The following is a 15,608-nucleotide window of genomic DNA, read 5'->3' as shown; positions in this document are numbered from 1 at the left end:
TTTACCCGAACTCAGCTCAGGCAGCATCTAAAAAGCAAGACAGTTGTTGCGCCATTTGGTCCGGGCGTAATGTGCGATCAAAATGCTGGACAAATCCGTCTTCGGGAAAAACCAGATAGCTGAGTGTTGAGTGATTGATCAGATAATAATCCGGGTCATCATCCTGTCTTTGGTAAAATGTTTTGAAGGTTTTTGAAGCGGCCGCCACTTGTTCCTCTGATCCGGTCAATCCAACCATACGGGGATGATGGTTGGCCGCAAAATCGCCAACCACTTCGGGTGTATCCCGTTCTGGATCAATTGAGATAAAGACAGGTTTCACGATTTTGCCCTGTTCTGTTTCCAATATGTCAATTGCTTCGACATTCCGGGCTAGATCAAGTGGGCAGACATCGGGGCAGAAGGTATAGCCAAAATAAATAAGCGTCGGTTCAGTGATGATGTCCTGATCTGTAACGGGCTGACTGTCTTGATTGATCAGCGAAAATGGCCCGCCAATTGAACTGGGACCGCCTGCAACCACTGATGTGCGGCAATCTGCAAACCTGTCGGCCGGTGCCATAACGGTCGTCAACAACACAGCACCCGCAACCAATGCAGCGACACTGACAGTAGCTGCGACAGCAAAGCCTTTGGACATATTATGTTTCCTTCTGCGAATATGGTGCGATTGATGCGCGATCCATGACAGACTAACAATGGCACATCTTACCGCACCGCAGATATAGGCAGTTTTATGTCAGACACCAGTACCGGACTTTTTGAACCCGAAGCCGGCAGCGACTGGATCCGCTTGCGGACATTGATCCTTTTGCGGTGGTCCGCCATTTTGGGACAGATCATCGCGATCAATGTCGCGCAACATCTGTATAACCTGCAGCTTGAACTTGGCTGGTGTTATCTGGCAGTTGGCGCATCCATTATTGCCAATCTGATTTCAACCTTTGTTTTTCCCGAAAACAAACGCCTAGCCGAAGGCGAAGCAACCTTGATGATCTTGTTCGACGTCTGCCAGCTGTCGTTCTTATTGTTTTTAACAGGCGGTCTGAATAATCCGTTTGCAGTTCTGATCTTGGCGCCCGTCACAATCTCGGCAACTGTTTTGCAATTACGGTCAACATTTATTCTGGGTGTCGTTGCGCTGTGCCTGGTAACCGCTTTAACCGTTTTTTACATCCCATTGCGCACCGAAGACGGTATGATCTTGCGAATTCCTGACATTTTCCTGTTTGGTTTCTGGTGCGCATTGGTCATCGGTCTTGTCTTTCTGGCGTTTTATGCACGCCGGGTCACAATGGAAATGCACACAATGTCCAAGGCGCTTTTAGCAACCCAAATGGCTTTGGCCCGGGAACAAAAGCTGACTGATCTGGGCGGCGTTATCGCAGCAACAGCGCATGAGTTGGGTACACCACTTGCAACGATCAAGCTGGTCAGCGCCGAACTGATGGATGAGTTAAGCGGCGATGTGGATCTGTTTGATGATGCCAGGCTGATCCGCGATCAAGCCGATCGATGTCGTGATATATTGCGATCCATGGGGCAGGTGGGCAAAGACGATCTGCATCTAAGGTCTGCGCCGTTGTCCACTGTTATCCGCGAATCTGCTGATCCGCATCTGGAGCGGGGCAAAAATATTAATTTCAGCATCTCTCCTATAGAGAATGGTGAAACAAAGCAGCCGATTATCCTGCGACGCCCCGAGATTATTCACGGTATCCGTAACCTTGTGCAAAACGCCGTTGATTTTTCCGACAGCAAGGTATGGATCAGCGCGCATTGGTCAGATGACGACGTGATTTTGCGGATCTCGGATGATGGTACGGGCTATCCGCCCCATGTGATTGGCCGTCTGGGTGATCCGTTCATGCGGCGACGTCGGTCAAGTGGTGATCAAGCTGAACGGCCCGGTTACGAAGGAATGGGTCTGGGTTTGTTCATTGCCAAAACCCTTTTGGAACGATCTGGTGCGGTTCTGAATTTCGCCAATGGCACAGACCCATTTGTTATTGATCAGGAATTGCCCGAACAACGCGGCGCTATTGTCGAAGTGCGCTGGCGCCGTGATAAAATCGAAGCGGCAGACAGCAGCAAGGTACCATTGGGCCTGAATAAGAAGATCGAAATATAGGTCTTGTTTAGAATAGTTAACCATAGATTAACTATTGTTATGGAATCTACGCCAGCTAGGGCCATCACATAAAGGACGACCTGCGTGTTGACCGACTTGAACATTGCTGAAATTGCTGCCCTTGCAGGTCTTTCTTTTGTAATTGCCTTTTCTGTGCTTTGGGCGATCTCGGTTTTTTATCCACGCAAAACCGCGTCAGCACGTGCTATTATTAACGGCGCTGATCAGGATATTGTTTTTGTATTTGATGAAGATCAGCTGATCGATGCCACCCCACCTGCACGAAAACTGCTTCAAACGGCTGAGTCTGAAACTGGCAGATCAGACTGGGATAAGTTGATTGCGCTTTTGTCACCAAGGTTTCCCACCATAAGCCAGGATGCAGCAGCGCTTTTCGAAAAAGGCAAAATAAAAATCGTTGCGGCTGACGAAAATGACGACAGTTGGGTTGATATTGAATGGTGGGATAATTTGGCGCGTGTCTCTATCATACAATCCGTCTCACATGATGAACGCAGCTTGATGGACGGCCCCAGCGTCAATGCGATGACAGATGAACTTGGCATACTGCGATCCGTAGTTAATTCCGTTCCCTATCTGATGTGGAAACAAGATGATGAACAAAATATAACCTGGGCTAATAAGGCATATACTGACCTTGCCATCGAACATTCTGAACCAAGTACCGCTGGCAACTGGCCCATTAAATCTTTGTTTGAAACGCTTCCGGCACTTTTGGAAGATGATGGTCGGCGCGTTTGGCGTGCGTCATTACAAAAATCAAACAATGAGACACTTAATTGGTTTGAAATCGAAAGCTTTCGTCATGGCGACCAAATGCTATTCAGCGCAACAGGCATTGATGCTACGATCCGCGCCGAACAGTCCTTGCGAGATTTCGTGCAGACTCTTAGTAAGACTTTCGCGCAATTGCCCACCGGTTTGGCAATTTTCAATCAAAAACGCCAGTTGGTTCTGTTTAATCCGGCACTTTTAAATCTGGTTGGCCTTTCGGCGGAATTTCTAAGTATACGGCCAACGCTTTTTGCGTTTCTCGACAAACTTCGGGAAAAACAAATGGTGCCTGAACCAAAAGACTATCGCAGCTGGCAGCAACAGATATCAGACCTGGAAGCCGCCGCTATTGACGGGACATATGCCGAAATCTGGAATTTACCGTCAGGGCTGACATATCGCGTCACAGGCAGACCGCATCCAGGTGGCGGTGTCGCCTTTTTGTTTGAAGACATCAGCGCCGAAGTGTCGTTGACCCGTCGTTTCAGATCACAGCTGGATCAAGGACAAGCCGTGATTGACAGTATGGGCGAAGCGATCATTGTATTTGCCTCAAACGGCATGGTTGCCCTGTCAAATCAAGCTTACAAAAAATTATGGGCGCTAGAAACCGAACGACCGGTGGTCGAGGTGAACGCACAAGAGGCCCTTGCCCATTGGGAAGCGATGCTTAAACCATCAGAAAATCTGCTAAACATCCGCGCCTTTATCAGTCAAACTGGCAATAGATCCGCACTATCGATGGAACTTGCCTTGAATACCGGGCCTGTTTTGAAATGCCGGCTTGAACCGATACAGGGGGGTGCAACATTGGTGGGTTTTACTGAAACACAAGCCCATTTTACACCAAAGCAAAGTATCGCCCTTTAAATCACATTTATTCCGCTTGCGACGCGATCTGCCATCGGTAATGTCGCGCAATGACCCGAACTTCTGTCACGCTAACCATGGCCGATGAGGCCGCGACCCGGACATTGGCGCAACGAATTGCACCTTTTTTACGGGCAGGTGATACAGTTTTGCTCAACGGTCATATCGGGGCTGGCAAAACCTTCTTTGCGCGGGCCTTGATCCATCATCTGTTAGGGACGACCGAAGATGTCCCATCACCCACCTTTACCCTTGTTCAGACATATACCACAGGTCGCTTTGATATCTGGCATTGCGATCTGTATCGCTTGACCCATCCGGACGATGTTTTCGAATTGGGTTTGGAAGAGGCATTAGAGACCGCACTATGTCTGATTGAATGGCCAGATCGTTTGGGTGACTTTGCCCCGAAAAATGCGCTAATACTGGAACTCAAGGCTTTGGAAAATGGGCGGCATACCATCACAGTTGGTACAAAAGACCCAAAATGGCAGCCTATGTTGGAGCAGTTGAGTGAGTGACCGAAAAGATCAAATTCTGGAATTTCTGGCCAATACTGATTGGAAAGATGCGAAGATTACGCCGTTGGCGGGCGATGCGTCAAATCGACGGTATGACCGTTTAACTGATGCTGAAACGGGCAATACAGCCGTTTTGATGGATGCAGATCCCACAAAAGGCGAAAGCATCCAGTCTTTCATAGCCATCGCACAATATCTGAAAGGTATCGGCCTAAGCGCGCCTGCCATCTTTGCAAAAAACATGAACCAGGGCTTACTTATTCTGGAGGATTTGGGGGATGCACTTTATGCCAAAGTCGTTTTGCAAGATCCAAAATTGGAAGAGCCGCTTTATGAATATGCAATCGACGTCCTGATCGCATCGCATCGCCACGATCCACCCGATGGTTTGGCGATTTACGATCCTCAGATTATGGCTGACATGGCATGTCTGTCGCTTGACTGGTACGCAATGGGTGTCGGTCAACCGGTCACCACATCTGACAGGGAAGATTTTCATAATCTGATCAAACTTACTTTGGACGATCTTGAGCCCTATTCAAAAGTTCTGATCCAACGCGATTATCACGCCGAAAACCTGATCTGGTTGCCGTATAGATCTGATGTTGCCCGTGTTGGATTGCTGGATTTTCAAGATGCGATGATGGGTCATCCAGCGTACGATCTGGTGTCGCTTTTGCAAGATGCACGCCGCGATGTCGATACCGGACTGGCCCAACGGATGATCACACGATATGTGGATAGTACCGACCAGGATTCTGACACTTTTCATAAAGCAATCGCAATGATGGGCGCCCAGCGAAACTTGCGAATTCTGGGCGTCTTTGCGCGACTTTCCATGCATTTCGGCAAACCACATTATGTCGATTTTATCCCTCGGGTTTGGAACTATCTTCAGGCCGATCTGATCAATGCCAAACTGAAAGACTACGTGGATCGTCTTTTGCCACCTCCAACACCGGATCGGCTTCAAATGCTGAAAGACAAATGCGCGACAATCCCAAATCTATAATGCTGTTTGCGGCCGGGTTTGGCACGCGAATGGGATCGCTGACAGCACATCAGCCAAAACCAATGATCCCAGTGGCGGGTAAGCCATTGATTGATCACACCTTGAAGATCGTCAAAGATGCCAAAATAGACACCATTGTTGCGAACCTGCATTACCTGCCTGATATTCTTCGTTCCCATCTGCAGGACAAGGATGTCAGGCTATCCTTTGAACCTGAAATTCTAGAAACCGGCGGCGGACTGAAACACGCCCTTCCCCTTATGTCGGGCCAGGACGTCTTTACAATGAACACCGATGCCGTTTGGCGCGGGCCGAATGCGTTAACGATCTTGATGGATCAATGGCAACCAAAAGATATGGACGCTTTATTGCTGCTTGTGCCCCAGTCAAATGCGCATGGTCATAGTGGAAATGGCGATTTTGCATTAAACTCGTCCGGCCAACTGACCCGCGGTGGTGATTTGACTTATACTGGCGTGCAAATCATAAAAACCAAAGCGGTTCAGGACATTCAGAATGATGTCTTTTCGCTAAACGTTGTCTGGAATGAAATTGCCAAACATGGCCGTCTTTTTGGAACCACATACCCCGGCCGGTGGTGCGATGTTGGTCATCCTGAAGGTATAAAGTTGGCCGAAGCGATGCTGCTTGATGTTTGATCCTGCTGATACGCCCCGCATATTCGGACTATCACCCGGTGTTGATTTTGCAGCCGCTTTGATTGCAGGTTTGAACACCCGCTTACATTACCACCCCCCCGAAGCCATGGCGCGTGTGCAGATTTACGTGAACACCCGCCGGATGCAGCGCCGATTGCGTAAATTGTTTGATGCCGGGCCGCCATGCCTATTACCGCAGATCAAACTGGTGTCAGATATCGGCGGAACGGTTATTCAGAATGACATTCCGCCTGCAACGCCCAAATTACGAAGACGACTTGAGCTGACGCAGCTAATCGGACAACTGCTTGAACAACAACCCGATCTGGCCCCGCGCACAGCTTTGTACGATTTAGCCGACAGCCTGGCGGATTTGATGGATGAAATGCAGGGCGAAGGCGTGACGCCCGATGTGATCAAGTCATTAGACGTTAGTGATCAGTCCGGCCATTGGCAACGTGCACTAGAATTCATTCGCATCGTGCAGCGCTATTTTGAAAAAGACGCTCAACCAGATCAGGAAGCCAGACAAAGACTGATCATCAACAATATGGTAAGCCGCTGGGATGCCGAACCGCCCGAAAATCCTGTTTTAATTGCGGGCTCAACCGGGTCGCGGGGAGCAACTGCATTGCTGATGCAGGCAGTCGCAAAACTGCCACAAGGTGCTGTGATCCTACCTGGCTTTGATTTTCATCAACCTGCTGAAGTTTGGTCTAAAATCGACAGCGCTGACGGATTGGAAGATCACCCGCAATACCGGTTTCAGGCGCTTTTGTCCAAACTGGACATGACTGCAAAACAAGTTGCGGAATGGCATAATACTGCGCCACCAAACCAGGATCGCAATCGCTTTGTCTCTCTCGCGCTGCGTCCTGCACCCGTTACTGATCAATGGCTGACCGATGGTCCGAAACTTGGCAATCTTGTCTCTGCGATGCAAGATGTGACGCTGGTCCAGGCCCCATCCCCCCGGATTGAGGCCTTGGCCATTGCATTGCGCTTGCGACATGCTGCGGAAACCGGACAAACCGCCGCCCTGATCACGCCTGACCGTCAGTTGGCGCGACAGGTCACGGCTGCTTTGGATCGGTGGCGCATTATACCAGATGACAGCGCGGGCGTCCCATTGACACAATCATCACCCGGTCGGTTTCTTCTTCAGATCGCAGGTCTTTTTCAGAAAACCATGACATCCAAAGCACTGCTGGCACTATTAAAGGATCCGATCTGCAATACCGGTGGCAAAACACGTGGGCCACATCTGCTTTGGACGCGCGAGTTGGAATTATGGCTGCGGCGCCATGGTCCACCATTTCCATCGGCCGATACCATGATCCATTGGGCCAGTTTGCAAAGCGAAGATGACGGCAGGCTTGTTTGGGCCGAATGGATTGGCAGATTCCTTACAGCGCTGAACGTGATCAAAGATGGTCATCTTGAAACAATCATTCGCGCCCATCTTGATCTGGCCGATCGTCTGGCACGGGGTCCAGATGGCGATACAAACGGCAAGCTATGGATCAATGATGCTGGTGTTGAAGCGGCGAAAGTCATTCAGAATTTTCAGGAAGAAGCTGCTTTTGCCGGGGATCTTTCCGTATTTGACTATAACGCGCTTTTATTCGGGGTCTTAAATCAGGTCGAGGTTCGGAATGCTGAAAAGCCCCATCCAAAAATCCTGATCTGGGGCACACTTGAAGCCCGCGTTCAGGGGGCGGATTTAACAATTATTGCCAACCTGAACGAAGGCACCTGGCCCAATGCGCCAACACCCGATCCCTGGCTTAATCGTGCATTGCGCAAGAAAGCAGGATTGCTTTTGCCCGACCGTAAAATCGGTCTTTTGGCTCATGATTTTCAACAAGCTGTTGGCGCATCAGAAGTCTGGTTGACCCGGCCCATTCGTGACAGCGAAGCAGAAACAGTGCCATCGCGGTGGCTTAATCGAATTATCAATCTGTTACGCGGGCTTGATGCGCAAGGCGGACAAGCAGCCTTGGATGATATGTGTACACGTGGCGATCACTGGATTGCGCTGGCCGAACACATTGAAATGCCGCAGACGTCAGAACCCTCTGTCCTGCGCCCGTCGCCCAGACCACCGATATCTGCCCGGCCCAAAGAATTATCCGTTACACGGTTTAAAACCTTGGTTCGCGATCCCTATGCCATTTATGCGCAGTATGTTCTTCGTTTGAAACAGCTGGACCCTTTGCATCGCCAACCTGATGCACCTTTGCGCGGAACAATATTGCATGATGTCTTTGAACAGTTCGTGGCCAATAATCAGGATGAAACCCGTGAACAGGCCAAATCCCGTTTGATTGCGATTGCTGATCAGGTTTTGATGGAACAGGCCCCTTGGCCCGCATCACGGCGTATTTGGCGTGCCAAGCTGATCCGTGTCTCAGATATTTTTCTGGATGGCGAAGATGTCAGGCGCATTCTTGGGCATCCCGTTGCGCTTGAAAAATCCGGTCGGGCGGACCTTAGGGGGCTTGATTTCACCATCACAGCCAAAGCGGACCGTATCGACAGGTCCCCAACGGGCAGTGTGTATGTTTACGATTATAAAACCGGAACACCGCCCAGCACCAAAGAACAGATTTATTTTGACCGACAGCTGCTGTTGCAGGCAGCGTTGATCGAACAGGGCGCTTTCAAGGATATCGGGCCTGCGCCCATTGCTGGTGCTGAATTTATTGGTCTGGGCGGCACACCTAAAAACATACCCGCCCCATTGGAAGAATTGACCATAGAACAGGTTTGGGATGATCTTCATGATTTGGTCGCCGCATATCTGACCGAAAGCCAAGGCTTCACGGCGCGCCGTTCCATGCAAAAGGATACGGACGTCAGCCCCTATGATCAACTATCGCGATTTGGCGAATGGGATGCCACGATGCCGCCCACACCAAAGGATGTCAGATGATCAGGCGCGACGATGCAACCCAGCGACAGGTGACAGCGGCACAACCGGATCAATCGTCCTGGGTCGCTGCAAATGCAGGATCAGGGAAAACGCGGGTCTTAACCGACCGTGTTGCACGGCTATTATTGCAAGGTGTGCCACCGGAACGCATTTTATGCCTGACATATACAAAAGCCGCTGCAAGCGAGATGCAGAACCGTTTGTTCAAGCGTCTTGGCAATTGGGCAATGCGTCCTGATACAGAATTGTCAAAAGATCTGCAGCAACTTGGCATCGACGGACATGTCAGCAGTGATGTATTGCGTCAGGCGCGCCGACTGTTTGCCCGTGCGATCGAGGCGCCGGGTGGACTGAAAATCCAAACGATTCATTCATTCTGCGCGTCGCTTTTGCGACGTTTCCCGCTTGAGGCGGGCGTGTCACCCCAATTCAAAGAAGTGGAGGATAGGTCTGTCCAACTGCTGCGCGATGAGATCGTCGAAGAAATGGCCGACAATCCCGATACCGTGCATTTAATCGATGGGCTGGCCGCGCTGTATTCCGGCGAAAGTTTTGAAAAGCTATTGGGGGAAATTGCAAAATACAGATCCTTGTTTCTTGCAAAGACAACCACTTTGGAACGAAAGCAACAGTTCGGTTTATCAAAACATGAGACCGAACAGACCCTGTTTGAGAATGTCTTTCTGGGTGATGAGGTCACGCTGATCCAATCATTGGTAAGTGCAATGAAAACCGGCACAGCGTCCGAAGCAAAGACAGCAGATAGGCTAGCGGGCTTTGCGTCTTATGATGCTGCAGGTTTTTCCATTCTTCGCGATGTTCTTTTGACGCAAGCGGGAACACAGCGAAAGACTTTCCCCAACAAAGGTACACAAGCCAAAATCCAAGACAGCATGGAAGATTTTTGGGCTCTGATGCAGCGTGTCGAAAATGCTGTTGAAAACCAAAAGGCGCTGGCCGCTTTTCATAAAACCGAAGCGCTTTATGCTTTTGCGCAGATCTTTTTGCCCCTTTACGAGGCCCGTAAACAGTTTCGTGGCTGGCTTGATTTTGATGATCTGATTGAACGCGCCTCGCGGCTTTTGAATGATCCGACTGTGGCGCAGTGGGTTTTGTTCCGACTAGACGGCGGCATTGATCATATTTTGGTTGATGAAGCCCAGGATACCAGCCCATCACAATGGCAAGTCATTGAACGATTGGCACAGGAATTTACCAGCGGGGACGGCGCACGTAAGGATGTGCAGCGCACAATCTTTGTCGTGGGCGATCCAAAACAATCGATTTATTCGTTTCAGGGTGCCGATCCATCTGGTTTTAGTCGAATGCGTCATTTATTTCAGGACAGGTTGGCCGTGGTCGGCTTGCCCTTTCAATCGCTAACACTGGAACATTCGTTTCGATCTGCAGAACCCATTTTGCGGCTTGTAGATAAGACTTTTGAAGGTCGCGATCTGGACAACGATATATACCATCGTGCTTTTAAATCAGACATGCCGGGGCGCGTTGATTTATGGCCTGTGATTGAACCGCAGAAAATCAGTGATGATCCACGTTGGCGCGATCCGGTTGACCGGCTTAACCCAGAACATGAAACCGTCATTCTGGCCCGTCAGGTTGCCACACAGATCAAAATGCTGATCGACACCAAGTCAACACTGCCTGATGAAATCGAAAGCTCTGGCAGATATACGCAGCGCCTGATCCGGCCCGGTGATTTTCTGATCCTGGTACAGCGCCGCAATGATCTGTTTCGCGAAATTATTCAGGCATGCAAAGCAATGGATTTGCCCATCGCCGGTGCAGACCGACTAAAGATCGGGGCCGAGTTGGCAGTCAAGGATATTGCAGCCGTTCTTTCGTTTTTGGCTTTGCCTGAAGATGATCTGGCATTGGCTTGTGCGCTGCGGTCACCTTTGTTTGGCTGGTCCGAACAGCAGCTTTTCGATCTGGCCCATAAAAGAACGGACAAATATCTGTGGCGCGCTTTGCAAAACCGCAAAGATGACTTTGCGGAAACAGTTAATATCCTTGAGGCATTGCGCGATGGAGCCGACTTTCTGCGTCCTTATGATCTGATTGAACGTCTTTTGACCAGATTCGAAGGTCGCACAAAACTGCTGGCACGATTGGGGCCCGAGGCAGAAGATGGCATCGATGCCCTTTTGGATCAGGCGCTAAGTTATGAACGAACCGAAATTCCAACTCTGACTGGCTTTTTGGCTTGGCTGGAAACGGATGAGGTCGAAATCAAACGGCAGATCGACAACGCCAGTGATCTGATCCGTGTTATGACTGTGCATGGTGCCAAAGGTCTTGAAGCGCCAATTGTTATATTGCCCGATTGCGCCACACGTCACGTCAGTTTTAGAAATGAATTACTGGCAACGAATGATTTGGTCTTCTGGACACCTGGTGCCACTGAACAGCCCGAAATAATTCGATCACAGGTGGATGAATGGAAGATAGCCCAACAACAAGAACGGCTTAGACTGCTGTATGTTGCCATGACCCGTGCGGAAAAATGGCTGATCATTGCCGGCGCAGGAAAAATAACCGAAAATGTACAGTGCTGGCATTGGCTTGCACAACAAGGGATGGAAAAAGCAGATGCAGCCGCACATGACTTTGGTTTCGGTCAAGGGTTAAGACTGGAAACCGGGGATTGGTCACAAAGCCAGATTAAAGGTATTCAAAAACCTGGGCCCGACATCCCAGATTGGCCCGATTATTTCAGACAACGCCCCGCTACTATCAAGCCCGCACCACCAACGCTTTCCCCGTCTGATCTTGGGGGGGCCAAATCCCTTGAAACGATAATAGATCCAGATGTTGATGATGCCGTTTTGCAATATGGTCGGCATGTGCATTTGCTATTGGAACATTTACCAACGCCTCCGCAAAGCAGTTGGAACAGTTTAGCCACAGATATTCTGAGTTTAGACCAATCACCTGCGTCCCAATCCCAAGCGCAATCGGCGTTGATCGAAGCAACGACAGTCTTAACAGCCCAACACCTGCATCATCTTTTTGCACCTGATACACTGGCCGAGGTTTCGATAACGGCCACATTGCCGGAATTGGGCAATCAAAGAATACATGGCACCATTGACCGGCTTATTGTTTTTGATGATCACGTTCTGGCTGTCGATTTCAAGACAAACCGCGTGGTTCCGACCACGCCTGAAACGATACCACTGGGTTTGATGCGCCAAATGCGCGCTTATCAAACAGCATTGCAACAAATTTATCCTGACAAACAAATCAAGACTGCAATTTTATGGACTAAAACGGCTGAACTTATGGTATTACCGCACGACATCGTGAGGCAGACGGTTATGTTGGACACAGTATCTTGACGGGACGTCTGCACATTCTTACGTTCCGCATCCGACCCTGGCCCCAAGGAGATAACTTATGGCGACCCTAGCCGTTACTGACGATACTTTCGACGAACATGTCAAAAACTCAGATATTCCCGTTGTTGTGGATTTCTGGGCGGAATGGTGTGGTCCCTGCAAACAGATAGGCCCCGCATTAGAAGAATTATCCGATGAAATGGGTGGAAAAGTCAAAATCGTCAAAGTTGACGTTGACAGCAACCCAAACGTCGCCGCCCAGATGGGTGTACGCGGCATCCCCGCTTTATTTGTTATCAAAAATGGCGAAGTTGTTTCAAACATGAGCGGCGCAAAACCAAAAGCGGCACTGCAAAGCTGGATTGAAGAGTCGATTTGAATCATCTTGAGCCAGGGCCGTACGGCCCTGGCTCAGACAAACGCAGTTTTAGCAATTTTTTGTATACGCTTGAAGCGAACCATATGCGCAATGCTGGTTTGTGTCAGATTACGCGGCAAACGGTTCCAATCCAGAAGCAGCTGAACTTTCAACAAAAATTGTACAGCGGGATCATTTTGACCAACAAATGTATATCCTGTGAAAAAGGCATCTAGATCACATTTTGGGATAACGTCACCTGGCGCAATATCATCAAGATCCGCAAAGGTTTCTGCATAGTTCAAAAGAAACCGCGCAATGTCGAACCCGACAGGCGCATTTGATATTTCACCAAAATCGATCCCCCAGCTCATATCGCTGCCAATTAAAAGGTTACGCATATTCATGTCGCCATGTTTTGCAGAAATAATGCTTTCCTGGCCTTCGAAGTTTTTCGCAAAATCCTGGATGTAGGTCGCCGTTTTAATGAACTGCTGTTGCGCCCGGATGCGGCGCTTACCGCTTTGCATTTCATCAACCAAATGATTGATATGATTGACCATAAATTTCGGTTGATAAATACGCCGTTGTTCTTCTGTCGCCTGATGAAATGCAGACATCCACGCCCCGGCTTTCGCAAGTATCGCAGTTCGATCTTCAATCTGTTCACATACCCCAAAGAATGTCGTGCCTTGGACAAATTCTGTTATATAAACAAGCTGTTGATCATCTTGAAAAAGAATGGAAGGCACTTGGGCCGTTTCATGATCGCGTAATGCATTATGCGCGCGATGATGATTTTTAACGGTATTCACGAACGCATCTTGATCGGTTGGTCGATAAAGTTTTTTCAGGATAATTGATTTACCCGTTTGATCCTTGAGTTGCAGAACAATATGGTCGCGTCTGCGATCCTGCTTGCGCCATGTTCGCACAGGGGTATAGGCATAAGGGTCAAAACCTTCTTTTGGCGCCATAATGCGCCACGCCTCCAACGCGCCGTCAACTTTTTTATCCCTTGTCAGCATCACGCATCCTGACGATCACGGGTTGCAACATACCTCATGGGGTCACATATATCCGCGAAACGGAAGGACAGCTATGCATAATGATGAATTTCCCGGTTGGCATGGCACAACCATCATCGGTGTGAAAAAAGCAGGTGAGGTTGTGATCGCTGGCGACGGGCAGGTCAGCCTTGGACAAACCGTTATCAAAGGCACAGCGCGCAAAGTTCGTCGTCTGTCGCCCGGTGGTTTTGACGTGGTCGCCGGATTTGCGGGATCAACTGCAGATGCATTTACCTTGCTAGAACGGCTTGAGGCGAAATTAGAAGCAACACCGGGCCAATTGGCGCGTGCTTCCGTCGAATTGGCGAAAGATTGGCGGACAGACAAATATCTACAAAAGTTGGAAGCAATGTTGATTGTATCGGATGGCAATGAATTATTGGTCATCACAGGGGCGGGCGATGTTTTAGAGCCTGAACATGATGTCGCGGCGATCGGATCAGGCGGCAATTATGCTTTGGCGGCCGCACGTGGATTAATGCAAAGCGAAAGATCAGCAGAAGATATCGCGCGTGAAGCGATGAAAATCGCGGCTGATATCTGTGTCTATACAAATGGCAATCTGACCATAGAGAAAATTAACAAATGACAGATTTAACCCCCCGCGAAATCGTTTCAGAGCTTGATCGCTTTATTATTGGCCAAAAAGATGCAAAGCGCGCGGTTGCTGTTGCTTTGCGCAATCGTTGGCGGCGTAAACAATTAGGCGATGATCTACGCGAAGAAGTTTACCCAAAGAATATCCTGATGATCGGGCCAACCGGTGTTGGTAAAACGGAAATCAGCCGTCGTCTGGCAAAACTTGCGCGCGCCCCCTTTATCAAGGTTGAAGCCACGAAATTCACCGAAGTCGGCTATGTCGGTCGTGACGTTGAACAAATTATCCGCGACTTGGTGGATGCCGCGATTGCGCAAACCCGCGACTTGATGCGCGATGATGTCAAAGCCAAAGCCTATAAAGCCGCAGAGGATCGCGTGATCGAAGCCCTTGCTGGCGAAGATGCCCGCGAAGGCACACGTGAGATGTTTCGCAAGAAACTTAAAAGCGGCGAACTGGACGATACTGTTATTGAATTGGATTTGTCAGAAGCGCCTTCAATGCCAACCTTTGAAATTCCAGGTCAGCCCGGTTCAAATGTCGGCATGATGAATTTAGGCGATATTTTCGGCAAAGCCTTTAGTGGGCGTACCGTAAAACGCAAATTGAGTGTTGCAGAAAGCTATGAAATTTTAATCGGTGAAGAAGCCGATAAACTGTTGGAAGACGACGTTGTTAACAAGGCTGCGTTAGAATCCGTACAGGAAAACGGGATTGTTTTTCTGGATGAAATCGACAAGGTTTGTGCGCGATCTGATGCACGTGGCGGGGATGTCAGCCGTGAAGGCGTGCAACGAGATTTGTTACCTTTGATCGAAGGAACAACCGTTTCGACGAAATATGGACCTGTTAAAACAGATCATATCCTGTTTATCGCATCTGGTGCATTCCATATTGCGAAACCTTCGGATTTGCTGCCCGAATTACAAGGGCGGCTTCCGATCCGCGTGGAATTGCGCGCACTGACACAGGAAGATTTCGTTAGAATCCTATGCGAAACCGACAACGCACTGACACGTCAATACACGGCATTGATGAAAACAGAGGAAGTCACGGTCGATTTCACCGAAGACGGTATCGAAGCCCTTGCCAAGATCGCTGCCGAAGTAAACACGGCGGTCGAAAATATAGGGGCTCGCAGGCTTTATACCGTGATGGAACGCGTGTTTGAGGAGCTGTCCTTTACGGCACCTGACCGTCCTGGCGAAAGTATTTTGGTTGATGCTGATTTTGTCGAAACAAATCTTGGCGAACTAAGCCGTTCGACTGATCTTAGCCGCTATGTCTTGTAGAACACTCA

12 protein-coding genes are annotated in these 15,608 nt (G+C 49.4%); 10 read left to right on the top strand and 2 right to left on the bottom strand.

Annotated elements, in window-relative coordinates; translation table 11 throughout:
• Window positions 1–16: 16 nt before the first annotated feature.
• Window positions 17–640, bottom strand: coding sequence for an SCO family protein (locus HRQ87_RS02195; protein WP_174134746.1), 624 nt, complete (start codon window positions 638–640; stop codon window positions 17–19).
• Window positions 641–736: 96 nt separating this feature from the next.
• Here HRQ87_RS02195 and regB point away from each other — a divergent pair, with 96 nt between their 5' ends.
• The 8 genes from regB to trxA all read left to right on the top strand — a co-directional run bounded on the left by regB (window position 737) and on the right by trxA (window position 12,661).
• The gene (gene regB, locus HRQ87_RS02190) at window positions 737–2,131 is read left to right on the top strand and encodes a sensor histidine kinase RegB (RefSeq protein ID WP_174134744.1); all 1,395 of its coding nucleotides are present in this window, start codon (window positions 737–739) and stop codon (window positions 2,129–2,131) included.
• 87 nt (window positions 2,132–2,218) lie between these two features.
• Window positions 2,219–3,796, top strand: a complete 1,578-nt coding sequence (locus HRQ87_RS02185; protein ID WP_174134742.1) for a PAS-domain containing protein — start codon at window positions 2,219–2,221, stop codon at window positions 3,794–3,796.
• 50 nt (window positions 3,797–3,846) lie between these two features.
• A complete protein-coding gene (gene tsaE, locus HRQ87_RS02180) occupies window positions 3,847–4,317 on the top strand; it encodes a tRNA (adenosine(37)-N6)-threonylcarbamoyltransferase complex ATPase subunit type 1 TsaE (RefSeq protein ID WP_174134740.1) in 471 nt (156 codons plus the stop codon).
• Window positions 4,310–5,329 carry a phosphotransferase gene (locus HRQ87_RS02175; RefSeq protein ID WP_174134737.1) on the top strand — a complete coding sequence of 340 codons (1,020 nt, stop codon included), beginning with the start codon at window positions 4,310–4,312 and terminating at the stop codon, window positions 5,327–5,329. The genes tsaE and HRQ87_RS02175 overlap by 8 nt, the downstream gene beginning before the upstream one ends.
• Window positions 5,305–5,988: a nucleotidyltransferase family protein gene (locus HRQ87_RS02170; RefSeq protein ID WP_174134736.1), complete on the top strand. Its 684-nt coding sequence runs from the start codon at window positions 5,305–5,307 to the stop codon at window positions 5,986–5,988. The genes HRQ87_RS02175 and HRQ87_RS02170 overlap by 25 nt, the downstream gene beginning before the upstream one ends.
• Window positions 5,981–8,923 carry a double-strand break repair protein AddB gene (gene addB, locus HRQ87_RS02165; protein ID WP_174134735.1) on the top strand — a complete coding sequence of 981 codons (2,943 nt, stop codon included), beginning with the start codon at window positions 5,981–5,983 and terminating at the stop codon, window positions 8,921–8,923. The genes HRQ87_RS02170 and addB overlap by 8 nt, the downstream gene beginning before the upstream one ends.
• Window positions 8,920–12,282 carry a double-strand break repair helicase AddA gene (addA, locus tag HRQ87_RS02160; RefSeq protein ID WP_174134734.1) on the top strand — a complete coding sequence of 1,121 codons (3,363 nt, stop codon included), beginning with the start codon at window positions 8,920–8,922 and terminating at the stop codon, window positions 12,280–12,282. Before addB ends, addA begins: the two co-directional genes overlap by 4 nt.
• A gap of 58 nt (window positions 12,283–12,340) precedes the next feature.
• Entirely contained in the window at window positions 12,341–12,661 is a 321-nt protein-coding gene (gene trxA / locus HRQ87_RS02155; protein WP_174134733.1) for a thioredoxin, read from the top strand.
• Window positions 12,662–12,693: 32 nt separating this feature from the next.
• Here the strand turns inward: trxA and HRQ87_RS02150 are convergent, their stop codons facing one another.
• Entirely contained in the window at window positions 12,694–13,668 is a 975-nt protein-coding gene (locus HRQ87_RS02150; protein WP_174134732.1) for a phosphotransferase, read from the bottom strand.
• A 73-nt stretch (window positions 13,669–13,741) separates the two neighbouring features.
• Between HRQ87_RS02150 and hslV the strand changes: the two genes are divergently transcribed.
• Together hslV and hslU are read left to right on the top strand one after the other, a co-directional pair.
• Entirely contained in the window at window positions 13,742–14,299 is a 558-nt protein-coding gene (hslV, locus tag HRQ87_RS02145) for an ATP-dependent protease subunit HslV (protein ID WP_174134731.1), read from the top strand.
• Window positions 14,296–15,600, top strand: a complete 1,305-nt coding sequence (gene hslU / locus HRQ87_RS02140) for an ATP-dependent protease ATPase subunit HslU (RefSeq protein ID WP_174134730.1) — start codon at window positions 14,296–14,298, stop codon at window positions 15,598–15,600. The genes hslV and hslU overlap by 4 nt, the downstream gene beginning before the upstream one ends.
• Window positions 15,601–15,608: the final 8 nt, after the last annotated feature.

Origin of the sequence: Parasulfitobacter algicola, from assembly GCF_013315265.1 — a bacterium.
Taxonomy (GTDB): Bacteria; Pseudomonadota; Alphaproteobacteria; order Rhodobacterales; family Rhodobacteraceae; genus Parasulfitobacter; species Parasulfitobacter algicola.
This window is presented reverse-complemented; position numbering and strand designations above follow the sequence as displayed.